At 44.4% G+C, this 23,361-nt stretch carries 25 protein-coding genes; 21 read left to right on the forward strand and 4 right to left on the reverse strand.

Translation table 11 applies throughout. The features are described from left to right. Window positions 1–42 precede the first annotated feature (42 nt). The 4 genes from BC343_RS23575 to metK all read right to left on the reverse strand — a co-directional run bounded on the left by BC343_RS23575 (window position 43) and on the right by metK (window position 3,692). On the reverse strand, window positions 43–777 hold the full coding sequence (locus BC343_RS23575; protein WP_078350260.1) for a lysophospholipid acyltransferase family protein: 735 nt from the start codon (window positions 775–777) through the stop codon (window positions 43–45). Between the two features lie 47 nt (window positions 778–824). Next, entirely contained in the window at window positions 825–1,385 is a 561-nt protein-coding gene (locus tag BC343_RS23580) for an NUDIX domain-containing protein (RefSeq protein ID WP_078350261.1), read from the reverse strand. A 50-nt stretch (window positions 1,386–1,435) separates the two neighbouring features. Continuing rightward, entirely contained in the window at window positions 1,436–2,371 is a 936-nt protein-coding gene (locus BC343_RS23585; protein ID WP_078350262.1) for an EamA family transporter, read from the reverse strand. A gap of 70 nt (window positions 2,372–2,441) precedes the next feature. Next, window positions 2,442–3,692, reverse strand: a complete 1,251-nt coding sequence (gene metK, locus BC343_RS23590) for a methionine adenosyltransferase (RefSeq protein WP_078350263.1) — start codon at window positions 3,690–3,692, stop codon at window positions 2,442–2,444. A 211-nt stretch (window positions 3,693–3,903) separates the two neighbouring features. On the opposite strand from metK, the gene BC343_RS23595 reads away from it, so the two are divergent. The 21 genes from BC343_RS23595 to BC343_RS23700 all read left to right on the forward strand — a co-directional run bounded on the left by BC343_RS23595 (window position 3,904) and on the right by BC343_RS23700 (window position 23,351). Then, window positions 3,904–4,794 (forward strand): diacylglycerol/lipid kinase family protein, encoded by an 891-nt coding sequence (locus BC343_RS23595; protein WP_078350264.1) that lies wholly within the window; start codon window positions 3,904–3,906, stop codon window positions 4,792–4,794. Between the two features lie 4 nt (window positions 4,795–4,798). Then, a complete protein-coding gene (locus BC343_RS23600; protein ID WP_078350265.1) occupies window positions 4,799–5,134 on the forward strand; it encodes a translation initiation factor in 336 nt (111 codons plus the stop codon). A gap of 615 nt (window positions 5,135–5,749) precedes the next feature. After that, window positions 5,750–6,592 (forward strand): MotA/TolQ/ExbB proton channel family protein, encoded by an 843-nt coding sequence (locus BC343_RS23605; protein ID WP_078350266.1) that lies wholly within the window; start codon window positions 5,750–5,752, stop codon window positions 6,590–6,592. An 88-nt stretch (window positions 6,593–6,680) separates the two neighbouring features. Beyond that, entirely contained in the window at window positions 6,681–7,298 is a 618-nt protein-coding gene (locus BC343_RS23610) for an ExbD/TolR family protein (RefSeq protein WP_078350267.1), read from the forward strand. 6 nt (window positions 7,299–7,304) lie between these two features. Beyond that, window positions 7,305–7,838, forward strand: coding sequence for an ExbD/TolR family protein (locus BC343_RS23615; protein WP_078350268.1), 534 nt, complete (start codon window positions 7,305–7,307; stop codon window positions 7,836–7,838). A 23-nt stretch (window positions 7,839–7,861) separates the two neighbouring features. Beyond that, window positions 7,862–8,689, forward strand: coding sequence for an energy transducer TonB (locus tag BC343_RS23620; RefSeq protein WP_078350269.1), 828 nt, complete (start codon window positions 7,862–7,864; stop codon window positions 8,687–8,689). A 229-nt stretch (window positions 8,690–8,918) separates the two neighbouring features. After that, window positions 8,919–9,842, forward strand: a complete 924-nt coding sequence (locus BC343_RS23630) for a PstS family phosphate ABC transporter substrate-binding protein (protein ID WP_078350271.1) — start codon at window positions 8,919–8,921, stop codon at window positions 9,840–9,842. A gap of 45 nt (window positions 9,843–9,887) precedes the next feature. Then, entirely contained in the window at window positions 9,888–11,567 is a 1,680-nt protein-coding gene (locus tag BC343_RS23635) for a tetratricopeptide repeat protein (protein ID WP_238381845.1), read from the forward strand. An 80-nt stretch (window positions 11,568–11,647) separates the two neighbouring features. After that, window positions 11,648–12,019: an NADH-quinone oxidoreductase subunit A gene (locus tag BC343_RS23640; protein ID WP_078350273.1), complete on the forward strand. Its 372-nt coding sequence runs from the start codon at window positions 11,648–11,650 to the stop codon at window positions 12,017–12,019. A 208-nt stretch (window positions 12,020–12,227) separates the two neighbouring features. Further along, window positions 12,228–12,770 carry an NADH-quinone oxidoreductase subunit B gene (locus BC343_RS23645; RefSeq protein ID WP_078350507.1) on the forward strand — a complete coding sequence of 181 codons (543 nt, stop codon included), beginning with the start codon at window positions 12,228–12,230 and terminating at the stop codon, window positions 12,768–12,770. Then, on the forward strand, window positions 12,770–13,273 hold the full coding sequence (locus tag BC343_RS23650; protein WP_078350274.1) for an NADH-quinone oxidoreductase subunit C: 504 nt from the start codon (window positions 12,770–12,772) through the stop codon (window positions 13,271–13,273). Before BC343_RS23645 ends, BC343_RS23650 begins: the two co-directional genes overlap by 1 nt. After that, window positions 13,273–14,484: an NADH-quinone oxidoreductase subunit D gene (locus BC343_RS23655; RefSeq protein ID WP_202909845.1), complete on the forward strand. Its 1,212-nt coding sequence runs from the start codon at window positions 13,273–13,275 to the stop codon at window positions 14,482–14,484. Before BC343_RS23650 ends, BC343_RS23655 begins: the two co-directional genes overlap by 1 nt. Further along, a complete protein-coding gene (locus BC343_RS23660) occupies window positions 14,477–15,001 on the forward strand; it encodes an NADH-quinone oxidoreductase subunit NuoE family protein (RefSeq protein WP_078350276.1) in 525 nt (174 codons plus the stop codon). Before BC343_RS23655 ends, BC343_RS23660 begins: the two co-directional genes overlap by 8 nt. After that, window positions 15,001–16,356, forward strand: coding sequence for an NADH-quinone oxidoreductase subunit NuoF (gene nuoF / locus BC343_RS23665; RefSeq protein WP_078350277.1), 1,356 nt, complete (start codon window positions 15,001–15,003; stop codon window positions 16,354–16,356). The genes BC343_RS23660 and nuoF overlap by 1 nt, the downstream gene beginning before the upstream one ends. Before the next feature lie 25 nt (window positions 16,357–16,381). Continuing rightward, on the forward strand, window positions 16,382–17,380 hold the full coding sequence (locus tag BC343_RS23670) for a 2Fe-2S iron-sulfur cluster-binding protein (RefSeq protein ID WP_078350278.1): 999 nt from the start codon (window positions 16,382–16,384) through the stop codon (window positions 17,378–17,380). Beyond that, entirely contained in the window at window positions 17,380–18,411 is a 1,032-nt protein-coding gene (gene nuoH / locus BC343_RS23675; protein WP_078350279.1) for an NADH-quinone oxidoreductase subunit NuoH, read from the forward strand. The genes BC343_RS23670 and nuoH overlap by 1 nt, the downstream gene beginning before the upstream one ends. 18 nt (window positions 18,412–18,429) lie before the next feature. Further along, on the forward strand, window positions 18,430–18,927 hold the full coding sequence (locus BC343_RS23680; RefSeq protein WP_078350280.1) for a NuoI/complex I 23 kDa subunit family protein: 498 nt from the start codon (window positions 18,430–18,432) through the stop codon (window positions 18,925–18,927). Between the two features lie 61 nt (window positions 18,928–18,988). Continuing rightward, window positions 18,989–19,498, forward strand: coding sequence for an NADH-quinone oxidoreductase subunit J family protein (locus tag BC343_RS23685; protein WP_078350508.1), 510 nt, complete (start codon window positions 18,989–18,991; stop codon window positions 19,496–19,498). Next, window positions 19,498–19,827 (forward strand): NADH-quinone oxidoreductase subunit NuoK, encoded by a 330-nt coding sequence (gene nuoK, locus BC343_RS23690; protein WP_078350281.1) that lies wholly within the window; start codon window positions 19,498–19,500, stop codon window positions 19,825–19,827. The genes BC343_RS23685 and nuoK overlap by 1 nt, the downstream gene beginning before the upstream one ends. Before the next feature lie 109 nt (window positions 19,828–19,936). After that, entirely contained in the window at window positions 19,937–21,841 is a 1,905-nt protein-coding gene (gene nuoL, locus BC343_RS23695; RefSeq protein ID WP_078350282.1) for an NADH-quinone oxidoreductase subunit L, read from the forward strand. 25 nt (window positions 21,842–21,866) lie between these two features. Beyond that, a complete protein-coding gene (locus BC343_RS23700) occupies window positions 21,867–23,351 on the forward strand; it encodes a complex I subunit 4 family protein (protein WP_078350283.1) in 1,485 nt (494 codons plus the stop codon). Window positions 23,352–23,361 lie beyond the last annotated feature (10 nt).

Raw genomic sequence — 23,361 nt, forward strand, 5'->3', positions numbered from 1 at the left:
AGCCCCGCCTAACCTCTTATCTCTAATCTCAAGCCTCTAAAACTATTCCTCAACAACAGCCTTTATCCTGTCTTCGATAATTTTTATCACCTCATCAATCTTCCCGGTGCCCGGTTCAACAGGCTCTAATACTTCAAAGCTCATTGGGGTGAAAGTGTTGAGGGGATATAATCCGTACTGAATCATCTTCCATGAGTTTTTGATAGCAACAGGCACCAGCAAAGCGTCGGGGCATTTTCTTAAAATAGCGCCCACGCCTGCCGCCTGGAAGGTTTTTAGCTTACCATCGCGCGAGCGGGTGCCCTCCGGGAATATCATGGCCGACCAGTTGTTCTGCTTCATCCTGTCGCCAAGATCAAATAGGGCCTTCATAGATTGGCGCGGGTCGTTACGGTCAATATTAGCGCCGCCGCCTTTTTTCAGGTTGTAGGATATTGATGGGATGCCTTTTGTGAGTTCCATTTTAGATACAAATTTGGCGTGGTATTTACGCAAAAAGTATATCATCGGCGGAATATCAAACGTGCTTTGGTGGTTGGCAATAAATATCATGGGGCGGCCAACCGGCAAGTTTTGGTTGTTGGTAAACTTCACGCTGTTGCCAACTATATAATAGGTGCTTATGAGCCAGAAGTTGAGTATATCTACACATTTTTTGTGGGCAGCATAACCAAACCAGTTATAGCATATCCATTGTAGGGGGTGGAAGATGCAAAGCACCAGCAAAAATGCAATTGTGGCAAAGGGCGAAAGGATGTAGCCTAAAAACTTTTTCATTTACGCGGCAAAGGTAAATTTTTTTAATAAAATGGTAAACCTTTGGCTTATAATTGGTTCTCTAACAATAGTAGCTTCAGCTTTAGTACGGCACCTACCGTTACCGAATCGGTTATTTCGCCGCGACAAACCATTTGGTATACATCTTCAAAGGGCACCTTATTCACCAATAGTTCTTCGGTGTCTTCGGGCTCGGCCTCGTGCTGCTCCAGTCCGCGAGCCAGGTAAATAATGCTCAGCTCGTCGCTTACCGAATTGGAAAGGTGCATTTGCAGCAGTTCTGTCCATTCCGTTGCTTTTAGCCCGGTTTCTTCAAGTAGTTCGCGCTTGGCCGATTCCAGCGGATCGGTACCCTCGGGGCCACCGCCTTCGGGTATTTCCCAGCAGTATTGGTTTAGTACATATCGGTATTGGCCTACTAAATAAGTATTCAGCTCGGCATCCAACGGGATTACACCGATAGCTACATTTTTGAAATGCACCTTGCCGTAAATACCCGGGTTGCCCGATGGGTTGAGCACCTGGTACTCGGTAACGTTTATCCAGGGGTTATCGTAAATGTTTTTTTCAGATAGGGTGGTCCAGGGGTTTTCGGTGGGATGTTGCATATTCAAATAGGATAGGAGGAACGCTCGTAAAGATATTTAATCGAAACTATTTAAGCTTCCTCCGCCCGGTTTCTTTTTAAATATCCGGGCACATTTACCATTAATATTCCTATTAATATCACTACCAAACTCAGTAGTTGGGCAGTGTTAACCTTCTCGTGTATAAAAAGCCATCCCAAAAACACCGCTACAACAGGGTTTACATAGGTATGCGTACTGATAATAGCAGGCGGTTTAATGCTCAGCAACCAAACGTAGGAAAGGTAGGCTACCAGCGAGCCCATCACTATTAAAAATATCAAACCTGCCCAAGCCTCAAACTTTACCTGCGAAAAGCTGAAGCCTATTTGCTCGCTTTTGCAAAAAGCTATAATGGCACATGCAATTCCCGCCGATAAAAGTTGTACGCTTGCATTCATCACCGTGGTGCTTTTACCCTGGTTGCCTTTAATAATAAGCGAGCCAAATACCCACAGCATAGCGCTGAACAAAATAATAATGCTTGCCGTTGTTGCCATGCCCGATTGCTGCGCCGTAGTAGCTACGCCCAACTTTACAAACAGGAAGATACCAATGAAGCCAACTATAAGCCCAGTAACAATGTATTTATTAGAGAAATATTGGCCCCAGCGCTCGCGGTCTATCAGTAATACCATCAATGGCTCGGTTGCTACCAGTATGGCCGCCTGCCCCGAGCTGATGTATTGCTCGGCCCAGGCTATCATACCTGTACCGCCAACCAGCATAAGCGTACCACTGAAAGCATGCCGCCACAGGAATTTAAATTCCGGTAAGGCTTCGCCTTTTAGTTTGCACCACGCCAGTAGTAATAGCCCTGCCGTAAGGTAACGTATACCCACCAATATAAATGGCGGGAAGCCCTGCAAGCCATACGCCACTGCCAGGTATGTAGAACCCCACACAATGTAGATGTTAAAAAAAGCGAAGGCCACCAGCCAGGCCGGGGCAAATGTTTTAGCATTCATGGCAATACAGCATAAAAAAAGCGGCCGAAATTATCGAGCCGCTTTGCTATTGATTATTTTATTAGGGGTATTATAATCCAAATTCGGCTTTTACCTTATCCACGTAGTCCAACTTCTCCCAGGTGAAAAGTTCCACTTCACGCTCCAGCTTGCTGCCATCGTGTGCGTTGAACGATTTGGTTACTGTAATGCTTGGCTTACCAAAGTGGCCGTAAGCAGCAGTTTCGCTGTAGATTGGGTTGCGCAGTTTAAAGCGGGTTTCAATAGCGTAAGGCGTCATATCAAAAATCGACTCTACCTTTTTAGCGATCTCGCCATCATTCAAGCCAACTTTTGCAGTGCCATAGGTATTTACGTAAATACCCATTGGCTGCGCAACGCCAATAGCGTACGATACCTGTACCAATACCTCGCTGCAAACACCGGCAGCTACCAGGTTTTTAGCAATGTGGCGGGTAGCGTAAGCAGCCGAACGGTCAACCTTCGATGGGTCTTTACCGCTGAAAGCACCACCACCGTGTGCGCCTTTACCACCGTAAGTATCTACGATGATTTTGCGGCCGGTTAAGCCGGTATCGCCGTGCGGACCACCAATAACAAATTTACCGGTGGGGTTAATGTGATATTTAATTTCGCTGTTGAACAGGTGAGCGTATTTAGGGTATTTAGCTTTTACGCGCGGGATAAGGATGCTGATGATATCATCGCTAATCTTTTTCAGCATGGCGGCTTCTTCATCAAAGTCGTCGTGCTGCGTAGAGATAACGATAGCATCAATACGGGTAGGTACGTTCTCGTCGCTGTACTCTAACGTAACCTGCGATTTTGCATCCGGGCGAAGGTATTTTATTTCGCTGTTCTCACGGCGGATAGCGGCAAGCTCTATTAATAAAGCGTGAGCCAAGTCTAATGCCAATGGCATGTAGTTTTCGGTTTCTACGGTAGCGTAGCCAAACATCATACCCTGGTCGCCGGCACCTTGCTCTTCGGGAGCTTTGCGCTCAACACCCTGGTTAATATCTGGCGATTGCTCGTGGATGGCCGATAGCACACCGCAAGAGCTGCCATCAAACATATATTCGCCTTTGGTATAACCAATTTTATTGATCACCTCGCGGGCAATTTTCTGAACATCTAAATAAGCCTTAGACTTTACTTCGCCGGCCAAAATTACCTGCCCGGTAGTAACTAAAGTTTCACAAGCCACTTTCGACTGTGCGTCGAATGCTAAAAAGTTATCGATCAATGCGTCGGATATTTGGTCGGCAACTTTGTCCGGGTGCCCCTCTGATACAGATTCGGAAGTGAATAAATATGGCATATTGTTTTGAAAATAAACGTTAAAGCCGAAAGTAGGGATTTATTTGAAACTTGTAAAAAGAGAAGCAGGAATTAGCACTTTTTTACGTGGTTGCAACATGTATGGGGCAGGCCCATACCATCAAATCAGTCCACTTACGACGGGAGCAAAAATAAAACAATTTTTTACAAAGCCGAAAATATTTACTTTTGCCGCCTGTAAACCTATATAGTTGAAAAGGAAAGCGTTATTTATAATAAACCCGGTGTCGGGCGGGAAGCGGAAAGATGGGGTGCCGGAGCTTATAAAACAGTACCTCGATCATTCGCAGTTCGACTATCAAACCATCTTTAGCACGGGTATAAAACACGCACGCGATGTAGCCCGCGAACAATCGCGTTTTTACGATATTATTGTAGCCGTAGGTGGCGATGGTACGGTTAACGAGGTAGCTTCGGCCATCGCCGGTACCGATACAACTTTAGGCGTTATTCCTTACGGATCGGGCAACGGGCTATCGCGCTTTTTAAGTGTACCCATGAATGCAGAGGGCGCTATTAAAGGTATCAACACCGGGCGCGCTGTTACTATAGATGCCGGCAAAATGAACGGCCGCTGGTTTTTCAACATGGCAGGGATGGGTTTTGATGCCCACATAAGCCAGGTATTTGCCGACCGCAGCACCAAGCGCGGTTTTACCGGCTACCTTAAATCATCTTTCCAGGAAATTGCGAGTTATAAAGCACAGCAATACCATATTAATATAGATGGTGTAGTTTACCAGCGCGAAGCGTTTATGCTCAGTATAGCCAACTCATCACAATATGGCAACAATGCACACGTATCGCCAACAGCCTCGGTGCAGGATGGCTTACTGGATGTTTGTATTATAAAACCATTCCCACTATACCGTTTCCCCGAAATGGGTTTCCGGATGATATTGAAGGCTACCGAAAGCTCTAAATACGTCGAGATAATAAAAGGAAAGAATATTACTATCACCCGTTCGCAGCCTGGGCCTATCCACCTGGATGGCGAACCACGCGAAGCTGGCGTAGATATAGATATTAACGTAATGCCCGGCGCTTTAAAAATTATTGTTGGCGATAACTATAAAGGCTAAACCCATGGCAAAAAAGAATTATACCGGCATCATGTACTCAACCGATCCCGATTTCCAATACCATGAAGAAGGGAACGACGTACAGGAAACGCTGCCGCCGCAGCAACAAAACCTCAAAGTTTTTCTCGATCGTATAAAAGGCAACAAACTGGTAACCCGTATCAATGGGTTTGCAGGAACCACTGCCGACATGGAAGCTCTGGGTAAAAAACTGAAAAGCAAATGCGGGGTAGGCGGTTCTGCCAAAGATGGCGAGATATTATTACAGGGCGATTTCCGCGATAAAGTGCTGGCCATCCTACTTGCCGATGGTTACAAGGCCAAAAAAGCAGGCGGATAGTTTATACCTATTATATATAGTACCGGCTGCTGTACTCGTTCTCGTATTTAATTAGCAAAACCTTTACAAACACTTTTTCCCTTCCGGCACTTATCTATGCAGCTTGGGCGCCGTGTTTCAACTTGTACTAACTTGTACATCTACGGGCTTTGGAGGCCCGGCCACAAAAAACTTATTTTGTTTCAAGCAAAAAAAATGCAGCAATATTTGCAGTAGATGTTGCTTCGGGGTGCGGGCTTTATTTATGCCTAATTATCAGGCAGTTCAATGTGTTTTATTGACGCAATGGTAGTGCCCGGGCATAGCTGTAATTGTATTTTAGACACTAATATATCAGTTTAGTTACACACTTTTTGTTGGGCAATGCTTGCTATTCTTAAAAAAAATGGGTTTTATTGTAAAATTTTATTTGGTAAAAACACAATTTTACTGGCTTATTACGTTAAGTATTACCAATTTGAAAAACCGCTTAGCGTGTTGTATTAAATTATTATAAAGAATTACATAAAAAGTTTTTTTAATTCATTTAAATTCTATTTTTGTTATTCGCATTAAAACGCACACATTTAATTTAACTTATATTACAAACAAAACGAAAACTAAAAATCAAAAGTAATGGCAAACGCACCAACAAAACCAACTACCCCTGTAAAGAAAGAAAGCTCAAGTGCATCGGGCCTATTTGCAACTTTAACTATCCCGATCTGTATTGTAGTAGCTATCTGTATCTTCGTGTTCATTTTGGGTGACTCGAGCCACTTCGTAGGCGGCGACCCTGAGAACGAAGCCGTACAAGGCGACTACTTCGGTATCATCCACAAAGGTGGTGTTATCGTACCTATCATCATGTCTTACCTGTTAATGGTTATCGTGTTCTCTATCGAGAGGATGATCGTTATCAGCAAAGCTTCAGGCACCGGCAACGTAGAAGTTTTCGTTAAAAAGATCCAATCTTTCCTTAACGCACAAAACATCGACGCTGCAAGCGCAGAGTGCGACAAACAAAAAGGTTCGGTAGCTAACGTTATCAAATCTGGTTTGAAAAAATACAAAGAAATGGAAGTTGACCAGTCAATGGACGTTGATCAAAAAGCTTTGGCTATCCAAAAAGACATCGAAGAAGCAACTGCTTTGGAAATGCCAATGTTAGAGCAAAACCTTACCATCATCGCTACCCTGGTATCTATCGGTACATTAACCGGTCTATTAGGTACGGTAATCGGTATGATCAAGGCGTTCGGTGCGTTAGCAGCATCAGGTGCTCCAAACCAATCAGCACTTTCCGCTTCGATCTCTGAGGCACTTATCAACACTGCATTGGGTATCGGTACTTCAGCTGTATCAATCGTAATGTACAACGTGTTTACTTCTAAGATTGATAAATTGACTTACGCTATCGACGAAACTGGTTTCAGCATCGTTCAAACATTCGGCGCATCGCACAAAAACAGCAAATAGTAAAATATTAGAGCGTTTTTCCATCTTATAACAAAATATAATTTGGAATTTATTTGATATTGTAAAACCTAATATTTAACTTTACACCATGCCAAGAGTAAAAGTCCAAAGAAAGAGCACCTCGATAGATATGACCGCCATGTGCGACGTAGCTTTCCTTCTGCTTACTTTCTTTATATTAACAGCAAAGCCAAGGGTTGAGGACCCAGTTCCTGTTGACATCCCGGCTGCAACTACAGAGATACCTATCCCCGACGATAACATGCTAATGTTAACCGTTGGCCAGGGTAAGGTGTTTTTCTCGGTGGATGGTAACGATATACGCATGCAAACCCTAACCCAGATGGGTGATAAATACGGTGTGAAATTCACCGATGAGCAAAAGGTTAAATTTTCGGGCTTGCCAATTTTTGGTGTGCCTATGAAACAATTGGCCGGCTATCTGGATTTAAATGGAGAAGAGCGTAAAAAGTTCCAACAAACCGGTATCCCTTATGATACTACAGCCAACAACGAGCTGTCGGATTGGATCCGCGAAGCACGTAAGGTTGACGTAAGCTTGCACAACAAAGCACTACGTATATCTATCAAAGGCGATAACAAGGAAGAGTACCCAACTATCAAAAAACTGATAGGCGTTCTTCAGAGACAAAAAATTAACAAGTTCGCGCTAATTACCACCGTGAAAGGCGGAACTAAAAAGTAAAAAAAGATGGCAGAATTAGATACCTCCGGCGGAGGTAAACATAAAGGCGGGAAGGTAAGAAGTAAAAAAGCCTCTACACGCGTGGATTTAACCGCGATGGTGGATTTGGCCTTCTTGTTGATCACCTTCTTTATGCTTACCACTACGCTGTCGAAACCTAAGGCAATGGATTTGGCCATGCCTGATAAGGAAGAGCACAATGATGATCAATTGGCGGTTGCTGCTTCGCGTTCCATGACACTGTTGTTAGGTGCTAACAATAAAGTAGAGTGGTTTATTGGCGAGCCAGGCAAATCGCAGCCAACTACCGATAATTACGGTAAAGATGGCTTGCGCAAAACCCTTATCGAAAAAGGTAAAGAAATTCAACAATCAACCGGTAAATACATGGTTGTGTTAATTAAGCCAAGCGATAAATCAACTTACAAAAACGTGGTTGATACGATTGACGAAATGAACATTACCGGCGTACAATCCTATGCAATTGTTGATATTTTGCCGGCCGAGCTTGAATTGCTGAAACGCGACGGTAATTATTAATAGAACATTAAAAGTATAAGATAATGCTTGGATCAAAATTAGACATATTAAACCAGCAGTGGATAGATGTCGTTTTTACAGGCCGTAACAAAGCTTATGGAGCTTACGATCTGCGTAAGGAAAACCCTCGCCATACCAACAGGGCCCTTATCATCGGTGTAGCTGTATTTGTATTTGCTATTTCCTTTAAAACCATCCTCAACAAGCTTGAGGGCTTTATCCCTAAGGAAAAAGAGAAGGTGAAGATCACCGAGGTGGTACTTCCTCCTCCGCCGGTTGACGAAACAAAAAAACCACCTCCGCCGCCACCGGAGCCACCTAAGCCAAAGGTTGACCAGGTGCGTTTCCCTCCTCCGGTAGTAAAACCGGATAACGAGGTGCGTGAGAAAGAACCACCAACCGTAAAAGAGTTGGAAGTTGCTGACCCTGGCCAGAAAGACCAGAAAGGTGACCCGAATGCAGATATCCGTATAGATGAGCCGGTAGGTAACTCTGACGTAAAGCAAGTGGTAGAGGAAAACCCGAACCAGATCTTTACCGCAGTAGAGCAACAGCCAAGCTTTGGTAACGATGAGAATGCATTTAACAAATATTTGGCAAAAGCCATCCGTTACCCTGCAGTAGCAAGGGAAAACAACGTACAGGGTAGGGTAATCTTGACCTTCGTTGTGGAGAAAGATGGATCGTTAACAGATATTAAAGTGCTGAGAGGCATTGGCAGCGGTTGCGACGAAGAAGCTATCCGCGCGCTTAAAGCATCTCCGAAATGGAAACCGGGTATTCAGAACGGCCGCCCTGTACGTGTACAGTTCAGCGTTCCGGTAGCGTTTGCTCTGGCTTCAGAAGAATAAAAATTAATGTTATTAAATGATAACGGAAAGCAAAAATCGCCCAAAAGGCGGTTTTTGCTTATTTTAGGAGTAACCGCATTCACGGGTTTCTGTATACTGGGGCTGATGATCATCTTTTGGGACAAGTTTCCTTTAGATTTACCGGTTACCCAACGCAGAATATTCGGTTCGATAATTTTGATTTATGCGGTATTGCGTTTCTCACGCTATTTAAGAAAAAGCCCCGAAGATGAAGAATAACAACATATTATTGCTGCTTGGCTTTGGGCTTTTAACAGTTTTTTTTAGCTGCGGGGAAAATAAAACCGATAAAAAAGCAGTTATACAAGACGGCTTCACCTCAGGCACACTTGCTTTTGCTGCCGATGAGTCGTTTTCGCCGATAGTGGGCGAGGAAGAATACATTTTTAAAGCCCTTTACCCAAACGCCAAGCCGGTTATCAGCTACGTAACGGAGGCAGAGGTACTAAACCAGTTGCTTAATGATAAGGTAAGGGTGGCTATTTTGTCGCGCGAGCTGGATACTACAGAAGCAGGTGTGTTAAAGCGCAGGGCATTGCGTGTAAACGCAAACAAGTTTGCTATTGATGCGGTTACTATTATTGTTAACCAAGCATCGGCTGATACGTTAACATCGGTAAAGGAAATTATCGGCATGCTAAATGGCACTGCTAAAACCGATAAAAGCATTGTTTTCGATAACCCCAACTCCAGTTTGGTAAGGTATTTGAAGCAGCTTTCGGGAAGAAAAGACTTGGTGCAGAAGAATATATATGCACTAAAAAATAACAAAGAAGTTATTAAATATGTGGCGAGCCACGATAATGCAATAGGCATTACAGGTTTTGCCTGGTTGAACGATCCCGACAAAGACTACGCAGCAGACGTAGATAAGGTGAAAATTGTGGGTGTTAAAGATGACACCAAGGAGACGAAGCACGCAGGCGAATACTTTAAACCATCGCAGACTACGCTCGTCCAACATACGTATCCGCTTAGCAGATCGCTGTACATACTCGATTGCACAGGAAGAAAAGGCTTAGGTGCCGGCTTTGCATCGTTTTTGGCAAGCGACCGTGGTCAGCGGATCATATTGAAATCGGGATTACTGCCTGATTCGATACCGACAAGGGAAATAAACATAACACACTAAGAACTATATAAACGGACTATTTTGAATTACGAAACTAAGATGAAAATGATCAGTAAAATAAGTAAACTAATATTGGGCCTGGTGTTCGTGAGCTCGGTTGTATCGGCGCAGAGCTTGGAAGACGCGCGCAAAGCTATTGATGCAGAGCAGTACCAAAAGGCAAAATCGATGTTGAAGAACCTTACGGTTACTCAGGCTACTAAAGATGAAAATTTCTTTTACCTGGGTTGGGTATATGTACTGCAAGATTATACCGACTCTGCTAAAACAGCATTTAATAAAGGTATTGCTGTAAACCCCAAATCGGCCCTTAACTATGCCGGTTTAGGTGTGGCTGCTTTTGTTGATAAAGACAAAGCTACAGCTACCACAAACTTTAACCAGGCGGTAACATTGGCCGGCAAAAATACTACCGCTTACGCTTACGTTGGTCGTGGTTATTTAATGGCTCCTGTTAACGATAGGGTAGCCCCTGCCGATGCTGAAGCTGCAATTGCTATATTAAATAAAGCAAAGGCACTTAATGCAAAGGATGTTGACGTGTTATTGGCTTTGGGCGAAGCTTACCGCACCCAATCTAAAAACACCGAGGCTTTGAGCAACTACCAGGCCGCTTTGAGCATTAACCCTAAATTGGCGAGCGCTAAAGTAGCCACCGGCGTTATCTGGAAATTCGCTAACAATTTCGAATCGTCAGAAACCGAATTTAAAGCTGCTTTGGCCATCGACCCTAATTACGGCCCTGCATACCGCGAATGGGCAGAAACAGATGTACGTTGGGCGTTATCTGACCCTAAAATGGCTTCGGTAAAAATTAAAGAAGCTGTTGATCAGTACCGTAAATACCTTTCGTTGACAGATATGTCTGAAGAATCGCAATTACGTTACGCCGACTTCCTTGTATATGCAGGTGACTGGAAAACTTTGCAGACCGTTGCTACGGACCTGTCGAAAACATCTAAAAACTTAAAAGTTTATCGTTATTTGGCCTACGCGGCCTACGAGAACAAAGATTACCCAACCGCATTATCTGCAATGAACACCTGGATCACTAAAGCTGAACCAAAACGTGTTATCGCCCGCGACTACCTGTACTATGGCCGTGCGCAAATTGCGTCTCAGCAAGATTCATTGGGTATTGCTTCATTGCAACAAGCTTACCAGTTAGATACTACCCAGGCTGATGTGTATTCTGAAATGGCTAAATCTTTCTACGCACAAAAGAAATATGAGAAAGCCGGTGACGCTTACCACATGTACTTAACCAAATCGAGAAAAGGTACCTTGAATGATTATTTCCGCCAGGGCTTCTCTTACTACTTTGCTTACGATCCGTCTAAACCAAACCCGGATACTACCTTGCTTACCAAAGCAGATTCGGCATTTAGCTATGTGGAGCAAAAAGCAAGCAAACCAATTGGTGATGTTACCTTATACCGTGCACGTATTGCCGAGTATAAAGACAAAGACCGTAACAACATTAAAGGTTTGGCTAAGCCATTTTACGAAAAGTATATAACCATAATGACAGCAGCTCCACTTCCGGACGAGAGATCGAAAAAGAATATGGGCGAGGCTTATGCTTACCTTGGTGCTTACTACGAGTTTAAGGAAAAAGACGAAGCAAAAGCTACTGAGAATTACACCAAAGCAAAAGAAGTTGACCCTACTAATAAGCAGGCGTTGGGCTACTTTAGCAAAAAAGGTGGTGCCAAAGGTAAATAATGCCTTTGCCACAATATAAAATAGAAAGCCCCTTGTAAAAAGGGGCTTTTTTATTTTGCACTCATTTGTATATTTGCAACATGGAATTACAAAGTTTACCAGGCGATTTCCTTCCGATAATATTCCAAATGCTTGTGGCAATGGGTTTTGTGGTTACAACCATGTTTGTTACACACAAAATTGGCCCTAAGCGCGTAACAAAAGACAAACTTACCCCTTTCGAGTCGGGTATTGAGGTTGTGGGTAACGCACGCACCCCAATGTCAATCAAATACTTCCTGGTGGCCATCCTGTTTGTATTGTTTGATGTCGAGGTAATATTTATGTACCCCTGGGCCGTAAACTTCCGCGACCTTGGCCGCGAAGGGCTTATAGAGATGTTCATATTTATGGCAACGCTGCTGGCCGGCTTTATATACATCCTCAAAAAGGGTGCACTAAACTGGGATTAAGCTTTTTGCTACTTACTTACGCGCCTCAAGGGCGCGTTTCTTTTTTCAGGACTAACTGTTTTTGAGTGGGATTTAAATGGTGTGCGGCTGTTTAGATTAATTCTAAATATCTCCCCCTGCCGCCATAGTGTAGGTGTTACAACGTAATTTGTTATAAATTTGCATATCAGCTTAGCTGACGGGTTTATTTTATTTGATAAAAAAATTCATGAGTGATATTCAGATAGTTGAGGCTCCGGCCGGTGTAGAAGGCTCAGGCTTTTTTGCCACCTCGCTTGATAAGGCGATAGGTATGGCCCGCGCCAACTCGTTATGGCCTTTGCCTTTCGCAACATCATGCTGCGGTATCGAGTTTATGGCCACCATGGCCTCTACTTACGATTTGAGCCGTTTCGGTGCCGAGCGTTTAAGCTTTTCGCCCCGCCAGGCCGACCTGCTGATGGTGATGGGTACCATATCTAAAAAAATGGGCCCGGTATTGCGTCAGGTATACCTGCAAATGGCCGAACCTCGTTGGGTAATGGCTGTTGGTGCATGCGCATCAAGTGGGGGTATATTTGATACTTACTCGGTTTTGCAAGGCATTGATGAGGTGATACCGGTAGACGTTTATGTACCCGGCTGCCCGCCCCGCCCCGAGGCTATAATTGATGGCTTTATGGCCATACAAGAGCTGGTGCGTACCGAAACGCTTCGCCGCCGCTCTGAACCTAAATACCAGGAATTGTTAGCTAAATACGGAATACAATAATGGGTAAGATAGCTAACGAAGTACTGATAGAAAAACTGACCGCCAAATTCCCCGGGGAAGTAGCTGCCATAAGCCAGGATTTTGGCTTGCTTGCTGTAGAAACCACCAGGGAGCATATAACCGAAGTATTGTCGTATTTAAAGAACGATGATGAACTGAAGTTTATATTCCTTACAGATATCACCGGCGTGCATTACCCGGAACAAGAAAAAGCCATTGGCGTAGTTTACCACCTGCATAGCTTAACAACCAATACCCGCATCCGTGTGAAGGTTTTCCTGAGTGCCGATGATGTGCATATACCAACTGCCACCACCATTTGGGATGGCGCTAACTGGATGGAGCGCGAAACTTACGACTTTTTCGGCGTGATATTCGACGGGCATCCCGATCTGCGCAGGATATTGAATGTTGACGATATGACGGCTTTTCCGATGAGGAAAGAATACCCGCTTGAGGATCCGAACCGTATTGATAAAAAAGATTACTTTTTTGGAAGATAATGTATAACCATCCCGTATATACTGATAACGACCCGCAAACCGAGCATTCTACGCTCAACCTTGGGCCAACCCACCCTGCCACGCACGGTGTATTCCAGAACGTACTGGAGATGGATGGCGAACGTATTGTTAGCGGCGTATCAACCATTGGCTACATACACCGCGCTTTTGAGAAAATTGCCGAACATAGGCCATTCTATCAAATAACCCCGCTTACCGACCGCCTGAACTACTGCTCGTCGCCCATTAACAACATGGGCTGGCACATGACGGTTGAGAAGCTTTTGGGTATCACCACGCCAAAACGTGTTGACTACATGCGTATCATCATTATGGAGCTATCGCGCATAGCCGACCATATTGTTTGTAACTCCATTCTTGGTGTAGATACCGGCGCTTTAACCGGCTTTACCTACATGATGCAGTACCGCGAAGCTATCTACGAAGTATTCGAGGAAATATGCGGTTCGCGCTTGACTACTAATATTGGTCGTATAGGCGGTTTCGAACGCAACTTCAACCACATTGCTTTCGCCAAGATCCGCAAGGTTTTAAAAGATTTCAATTACGGTTTAAAAGAGTTCGAATCGCTTTTTAACCGTAACCGCATATTTGTTGACCGTACCCGTGGTGTTGCCGCCGTTACTCCTGAGCAAGCTTTAAGCTACAGCTGGAGCGGCCCTATACTGCGTGCTACCGGCGTAGATTACGACGTAAGGGCGATGGAGCCATACTCGTCATACGATGAATTTGACTTTGAAGTACCGGTTGGCGATAATGGCGACGTTTACGCCCGCTTTTTGGTGCGTAACGAAGAAATGTGGCAGAGCATGCGCCTGATAGAGCAAGCGCTGAACAAAATAGAAAAAGAAGATTCAAGCATTTTCCACGCGGATGTGCCGGCATTTTACCTGCCACCAAAGGAAGAAGTTTACAATAACATGGAAGCTTTGATCTATCACTTTAAAATTGTGATGGGCGAAGTAGAAACCCCTAACGCCGAAGTATACCATGCGGTAGAGGGTGCCAACGGCGAACTTGGTTTTTACCTGGTGAACGATGGCGGCAGAAGCCCTTACCGTTTACACTTCCGCAGGCCAAGCTTCATCAACTACCAGATGTATGCGCCTATGAGCCGCGGCATGCTGTTGTCTGATGCGATTATTAACATGAGTAGTTTAAACGTAATAGCAGGAGAGTTAGATGCTTAGCGTACAGAATACCGATACCCCGGTAACATTTTCGCCGGAACTGAAGGCAAAGTTTGCCGATGTGGTTAGCCGTTACCCTGCAGGTAAACAAAAATCGGCCCTGCTGCCTGTGCTGCATTTGGTGCAAGCCGAATATGGCTGGGTAAGCGCCCCTGCTATGGATGCCGTTGCCGAATATTTGTCGATACAATCTATCGAAGTCTACGAGGTGGCATCTTTCTATACCATGTATTTTTTAAAACCACAAGGCAAATATATGCTGGAGGTTTGCCGCACCGGCCCATGCGAAATTGTAGGCGCTACGCCAATAATGGAGCACATTGAGCAACAATTGGGTGTAAAAGAAGGCGACGTTACCGAAGACGGCTTGTTTAGCTGGAGAGGCGTTGAGTGCCTTGCAGCCTGCGGCTTTGGCCCGGTATTGCAGATTGGCCCCGAATATACTTTTTACGAGAACTTAACCAAAGAGTCGGTTGATACTTTGATCAGCGATTTAAGAAGAAAGGCTGGCAACTAATGGCACGTAAACTTTTACTCGAGCATATCAACGTACCCGGCATCAATACATTTGATGTTTACCGCTCTAAAGGTGGTTATGCTGCGGTAGAAAAAGCCCTGAAAACCCTTACCCCCGAAGAAATAGTAGAGGAAGTAAAGAAATCGGGTTTACGCGGCCGTGGCGGTGCGGGTTTCCCTACCGGCATGAAATGGAGCTTTTTGGCCAAGCCGGAAGGCGTTGCGCGCTACCTGGTTTGCAACGGCGACGAATCTGAACCCGGTACTTTTAAAGACCGCTTTTTGATGACCTATATCCCTCACTTATTAATTGAGGGTATGATCGTATCCAGCTTCGCACTGGGTGCCAATACATCGTACATATACCTGCGCGGCGAAATGATGCCGCAGATACGTATACTGGAAAAAGCCATTGCCGAAGCAAAAGCAAAAGGCTTTTTAGGTAAAAACATTTTAGGCACCGGTTACGACCTGGAGCTTTACGTACAACCGGGCGGCGGCGCCTACATCTGCGGTGAAGAAACCGCTTTGTTAGAGTCGTTGGAAGGTAAACGCGGTAACCCGAGGATAAAGCCACCATTTCCGGCCATTGCGGGTTTGTATGGCTGCCCAACGGTAGTAAACAATGTAGAATCAATTGCTGCTGTAGTACCTATCATTAACGATGGTGGCGAAGAGTATGCTAAAATAGGTATCGGCCGCAGTACCGGCACTAAACTGATATCTGCCGGTGGTAACTTAAAACGCCCCGGTGTTTACGAGATAGAATTAGGCCTATCCGCCGAAGAATTTGTTTATGGCGACGATTACTGCCAGGGTATTGCCAATGGCAAACGCCTTAAAGCAGTTGTTGCCGGCGGTTCATCGGTACCAATTTTGCCTGCCAACCTGTTCCTGAAAACCATTAACAACGAGGCTCGTTTGATGAGCTACGAATCTTTAAGTGATGGTGGTTTTGCAACAGGTACTATGTTGGGTTCGGGTGGCTTTATAGCTTACGACGAAGACCAGTGCATTGTGCGCAATACCTGGAACTTTGCCCGTTTTTACCACCACGAAAGCTGCGGCCAATGTTCGCCATGCCGCGAAGGTACCGGCTGGATGGAGAAAGTGTTGCACCGCCTGGAATACGGCCATGGCAAAATGAGCGACATTGACCTGTTGGTTGATGTATCTAAAAAAATTGAAGGTAATACCATTTGCCCATTGGGTGATGCTGCGGCCTGGCCGGTTGCCAGTGCAATACGCCACTTTAGAGACGAATTTGAATGGCATGTAACAAGTGCCTACGAAGCTACAACACGCAATTATGGCTTAGCGCATTACGCTGATCCGTTAAATGCTGTCGTAGCGTAATAAAATATAAAAGGACATTAAGTCAATGAAGGTAACGATAGACGGATTTCCGATCGATGTAGAACCAGGAACCACCATCCTGAACGCCGCAAGGATGATTGGTGGCGACATAGTTCCGCCTGCCATGTGCTATTATTCCAAACTGGAAGGTAGCGGCGGTAAATGCCGTACCTGTTTGGTGAAGGTGAGCAAAGGTTCTGAAAAAGACCCGCGCCCTATGCCAAAGCTGGTGGCCAGCTGCCGTACTACGGTAATGGACGGTATGGAAGTACAAAACATCACATCGCCGGAGGTTATTGAGGCACGCAAAGGCGTTGTGGAAATGCTTTTGATAAACCACCCGCTTGATTGCCCTGTGTGCGACCAGGCAGGCGAATGCCACCTGCAGGATTTAGGTTACGAGCACGGTGCCGCTAAAACTCGCTACGAGTTCGACCGCCGTACATTCGAGAAAATAGATATTGGCGATAAGATACAGTTGCACATGACGCGTTGCATCCTTTGCTACCGTTGTGTATTCACCGCCGACCAAATAACCGACCACCGTATACACGGTATCCTTAACCGCGGCGACCACTCCGAAATTTCTACCTACATACAAAAAGCTGTTGATAACGACTTTAGTGGCAACGTGATAGACGTTTGCCCGGTAGGTGCCTTAACCGATAAAACTTTCCGCTTTAAAAACCGTGTATGGTTCACCAAACCGGTAGAAGCACACCGCGATTGCGACCACGAGAAATGCAACGGTAAAGTAACCCTTTGGTACAAAGGCGAAGATGTTATCCGTGTAACCGCACGTAAAGATGAGTACGGTGAGGTTGAGGAATTTATCTGCAACACCTGCCGCTTCGATAAAAAGAAAACTGCTGATTGGGTAATTGAAGGCCCGCGCAAGGTTTCAAACAAATCGGTTATCAGCGCTAATCATTACGATACACTTAAGCCGTTGCCGGTAGTGAAAGCTAATCCGCAATTGCAGCAGGCCAATAAAGAACAATTTGAAAGGGAGACACGCTTATAATGGAAGGTTTAGATATACTCATTAAGTTCGGGCTTATCGTAGTTATATTCCTGATAAGCCTGGTAGTTGCCATGTACTCTACTTATGCAGAGCGCAAAGTGGCAGCTTTCTTCCAGGATCGTGTTGGCCCTAACCGCGCAGGCCCATGGGGAATTTTACAGCCATTGGCTGATGGTGGTAAGATGTTTTTGAAAGAAGAGATCATCCCAACTAATGCAACTGGATTCTTGTTCATTGTAGGCCCATCGCTGGCTATCCTCACAGCTTGTATAGGTTCTGCGGTTATCCCATGGGGACAAACTGTAGTAATTGCCGGTAAATCTATTCCATTGCAGGTAACTGATATTAACGTAGGTATCCTTTACATTTTTGGTGTTGTATCGCTTGGTGTATACGGTATCATGATAGGTGGTTGGGCATCAAACAACAAGTACTCGTTAATGGGTGCTATCCGCGCGGCTTCTCAAAATATCAGCTACGAAATTTCGATGGGCTTGAGCATCATCGCTCTTTTATTAGTTACCGGAACTTTAAGCCTGGGCGAAATTGCACAGCAGCAACATGGCTGGCACTGGAACGTGATTTACCAACCGGTTGGCTTCCTGCTTTTCCTGGTATGTGCTTTTGCCGAAACTAACCGTACGCCATTCGACTTGCCTGAGTGCGAAACCGAGCTGGTTGGTGGTTACCATACCGAGTATTCTTCAATGAAATTAGGTTTTTACCTGTTTGCAGAGTATATCAACATGTTTATTTCATCGGCGGTAATGGTTACCCTTTATTGGGGTAGTTATAATTACCCGGGGATGGACTATATGCACGAATTGCTGGGAGACACTTGGGCACCTTTGTTAGGTTTTGGCGTAATGTTCATGAAAACATTGCTGTTCATCTTCTTCTTCATGTGGATACGCTGGACCATCCCGCGTTTCCGTTACGACCAGTTGATGGACCTCGGCTGGAAAATTTTGATACCTCTGGCCATTGCCAATATAGTTGTTACAGGCGTAGTTATTACTTTTTTTAAATAGCGAGGCATAGTTTACAAAATGGAATCATTAAGTAATAAAAAGAAAGTTTTAGAAGTAAAGCCCCTCAATTTTTGGGAGAAGGCTTACCTGCCTGCTATTGCCAAAGGTTTGAGCATTACGATCGGGCACTTCTTCAAAAAACCGGTTACTATACAATACCCCGAGCAGAAGCGCGAGTTTTCTGAAAACTATCGTGGTATGCACTCGCTAAAACGTGATGAGAACGGTAAAGAGCGTTGCACTGCCTGTGGCCTTTGCGCACTATCGTGCCCGGCAGAGGCTATCACCATGACGGCTGCCGAACGCCAAAAAGGCGAAGAGCATTTATACCGCGAAGAGAAGTATGCTGCTGTGTATGAAATAAATATGCTGCGCTGCATTTTCTGCGGCCTTTGCGAGGAAGCATGCCCTAAAGAGGCAATATATCTTGATGGTGACATCGTTCCGTCGGATTACCTGCGTAAGGATTTCATTTACGGCAAAGACAAATTAGTAGAGGCACCGTTAAATCAATAACAGAAGTTTTATACCTTTGCCCAACTCTTTTAAAAGGCAAAAGTATTTTGTAAATATCAACATGAGTACATTTTACTTCATCGCGTTTTTATCAATTTTTTTCTCCATCCTGGTAATTTCTGCCAAGAACCCGGTGCATAGCATCCTGTACCTCATCCTCACGTTTTTTACTTTTACCATCCATTATATTTTAATGAATGCCCAGTTTTTGGCCGTTGTAAACTTTATTGTTTACATGGGGGCCATACTGGTATTGTTCCTTTATACGCTGATGCTTATTAACCTGAACAAAGAGAGCGAACCTGTGAAGCCATTTATGGTGAAGCTGGCTGCAGTTTTTGGTGCGGGTATATTAGCTGTGGCATTGGTATCATCATTAAAAGTATTAACCCACACTTCAGACCCTGTGGTATTGAAAAACCCAAACTTGGGTTTGGTGAAAAACCTGGGTAAAGTTTTATTTAACGAGTTCTTGCTGCCTTTCGAAGTATCGTCGGTATTGCTGTTATCGGCAATGGTGGGTGCTGTATTATTGGCAACTAAAGAGAAAGAACCAAAACCAACTATCTAATGAATAGCGTAGCCAACACCATACAAGCAGTGCCGCTTAACCATTACATTTTGTTAAGTGCTTTAATTTTTTCGATAGGGGTTATGGGCGTGCTTTTACGCCGCAATGCTATTATCATATTCATGTCGGTTGAGTTGATGCTTAACTCGGTTAACCTGTTGCTTACAGCATTTTCGGTTTACCGCGGCGATGCAGCCGGGCAGGTATTCGTATTTTTTATTATGGCGCTTGCAGCTGCAGAGGTAGCAGTAGGGTTGGCCATTATAGTAATGATATACCGCAACACTAACTCGATAGATATTAACGTACTGAACAGGTTGAAATGGTAGCCCCCGGCCTCTGTTGCTTAACGGAGGAGCAGGAAAGGGATCAATAAATTAAAAACGAAATTAAACTTCTGTTCCCCCTTTAGGGGGTTAGGGGGCTGACGAACTTTATATGAATCAATACATTTGGCTTATTCCTATATTACCTTTAGCCGGTTTTGTGATAAACGGATTGGGGCGCAACACCCTGTCGAAAAGCGTTATTGGCGCTATTGGCAGCTTGCTGGTGTTTGTAGCATTTGGCATAAGCATAGCCACATTCTTCCAGATAAAACATACAGGCGCAGCAATTAACGTAACCCTTTTTGATTGGATAAGCGTTGGCGATATAAAAATACCTTTCGCGTTTTTGATAGATCAGCTTAGCTCTATCATGTTGCTTATTATTACAGGGGTAGGTTTCCTTATTCACTTATATTCGGCAGGTTATATGCACGATGATGCCGGTTTTGGCAAGTTCTTCGCTTATTTAAATCTGTTCGTATTCTTCATGCTGCTGCTGGTTATGGGTAGCAACTATATTGTAATGTTTATAGGTTGGGAGGGCGTAGGTTTATGCTCGTACCTGCTCATCGGCTTTTGGTACACTAACGGCGCTTACGCCGATGCTGCCAAAAAAGCATTTGTAATGAACCGCATAGGCGACCTTGGTTTTTTACTGGGCGTGTTCATCCTTACCATTGTATTTAAAAGCGTTGAATTTTCAACCATATTTGCTAAAGCGGCAACAGTAGTAAAAGGCGGATCGTTTATTACCATTGTAACTATACTACTATTTATTGGTGCAACCGGTAAGTCGGCACAATTGCCGCTGTTTACCTGGTTACCGGATGCGATGGCCGGCCCAACACCTGTTTCGGCGCTAATACACGCGGCTACCATGGTTACTGCCGGTATATACATGATAGCCCGCTCGAACATTTTGTTCACCATGGCGCCTGATACCATGGAGATAATAGCTATCATAGGTTTGGCAACGGCTTGCTTTGCTGCGCTTATTGCTTTAACTCAAACGGATATTAAAAAGGTACTGGCTTATTCAACAGTATCCCAATTAGGCTATATGTTTTTAGGTTTGGGCGTTGGCGCTTACACAGGTGCTTTCTTCCACGTATTAACCCACGCTTTCTTTAAAGCATTATTGTTCCTTGGTGCAGGTTCAGTTATCCACGCCATGAGCGGTGAGCAGGATATGCGCAAAATGGGCGGCTTAAAAGGTAAGATCAGAATTACTTTTTTAACCATGCTGGTTGGTACTGTAGCTATTGCCGGTATCCCTCCATTGTCGGGCTTTTTCTCAAAAGACGAAATATTAGCTGCGGCATTTGCACATAGCACTACGTTTTATGTAGTGGGCGTAATAACTGCCGGACTTACCTCTTTCTATATGTTCCGGATGATGTACCTCACTTTCTGGGGTAAATTCCGCGGCACGCACGAACAGGAACATCATTTACATGAGTCGCCACTGAGCATGACTATCCCATTAGTTGTATTGGCTATACTATCGGCTATTGCCGGTATGATTGGTGTGCCTGCGGTAATGGGCGGCCATCACGAATTACACGCTTACCTTGCACCTGTTTTTGAGGCATCTGAAAAGATATTAGGTGAACATGAATTGAGCCACAGCACCGAATGGTTGTTGATGGGTGTATCTGTTGGTGTTGCCTTGGTTGCCATGGCGTATGCTTACGTGAAATATGTTCAGGGCGGAAGCCTGCCAGTTGCCGACGAAGAAGAACGCCCGGCATTGGCTAACTTATCATACCACAAATTTTATGTAGACGAGCTTTACGATACCATTATCCGCAAGCCGCTTGATTTCCTTTCGGGATTCTTCTACAAAGTTATAGATCAATTAGGTATTGATGGCTTTGTAAATGGGCTGGGTAAGGGCACTTTAGAAACAAGTAAAGGTTTGCGCTTATTGCAAACCGGTAATGTGGGCTTCTATATATTCATGATGGTGATTGGTATAGTGGCCATCCTGGTATACGGCGTAACTAAAATATAATAGACAGCGATTTTCAACAGATAAAATGACGGTTAGCATTTTAATTTTTTTACCGGTAATAGCAGCAGTATTAACCCTGTTGTTTAAAAACGAAATGGCCAAGCACGCAGCTATGTTTTTTGCTGTTGCGGAATTGGCTACTGCCCTATATTTTTTAAGCGGTTTTGTTGCAGATGCTTCGTTACAATACAGCCTTGACGTACCATGGGTACCACAGTTTGGCATTTACTTTAAGGCAGGTATTGATGGTATTAGTATGATAATGGTGTTACTTACTACTGTGTTAGTGCCGTTAATTATACTTACTACATACGAGCATGAGTATAAGAATGCCCGTGCGTTTTATGCCCTAATCCTGTTTATGCAGGCAGGTATGCTTACTGTATTTACAGCTTTAGATGGTTTCTTATTTTACGTTGGCTGGGAAGCAGCGTTAATACCTATCTATTTTATTTGCGCACTTTGGGGTGGCGAAAACCGCATCCGTGTAAACATCAAATTCTTCATCTACACCTTTGCAGGTTCTATTTTTATGCTGATAGGTATTATTTACCTGTACCTGCAAACTCCTACTAAAGATTACGACCTGTCGCACTTTTATAACCTTACTTTAGATGCAAGCCACCAGGGCTGGGTTTTTGGAGCGTTCTTTTTAGCATTTGCCATCAAGATGCCAATATTCCCTTTCCACACTTGGCAGCCGGATACCTATACTACTGCGCCAAGCGCGGGTACCATGATGCTATCGGGCATAATGCTGAAAATGGGTATATACGGCGTGCTGCGCTGGTTGATACCTAATGCGCCGATCGGCTTTTTAGCCTGGGGTAATTGGGCTATTGTATTATCGGTAATAGGAATTGTGTACGCATCAATTATAGCATTTAAACAAACCGACGGAAAGCGCCTTGTAGCATATTCATCAATTGCGCACGTGGGTTTAATTGCTGCCGGTATTTTTGCCTGGAATATTTATGGTGTACAAGGTGCCATGATACAAATGATAAGCCACGGTATAAACGTAGTGGGTATGTTCTTTATTTGGGATATCATCAGCAGGCGTTTAAATACCCGCGATATTTCGCAACTGGGTGGTATAGCTAAAATTGCACCTAAGTTTGCTATAACATTTTTAATTGTGGTATTAGGCACTGTTGCGCTGCCATTAACAAATGGCTTTGTTGGAGAGTTTTTGCTGTTGAGGGGCGTATTAGGTATTAATATTTTCAATATGTCGGGCATTGCTACATCGGCTATTGCAGGTACTACTATTATACTTGGTGCTGTATATATGCTGCGTATGTACAAGAATGTGATGCAGGGCGAGTTGAACGAAACTACCTCGGTTTTTACCGATATTAAAGGCAGCGAGAGATTAGCCCTTGGGATAATCTGCGCGCTGATTATCGTAATAGGTGTTTATCCGCAGCCATTGCTGCATATTTCAGAAGCTTCGGTTACTAACCTTATAGAAACTGTAAGCCACAAGTTTGTTAATGCTAAATTTTAAAGTACAGGTA

Source organism: Mucilaginibacter pedocola (assembly GCF_002013915.1).
In the GTDB taxonomy this organism is placed as follows: Bacteria; Bacteroidota; Bacteroidia; order Sphingobacteriales; family Sphingobacteriaceae; genus Mucilaginibacter; species Mucilaginibacter pedocola.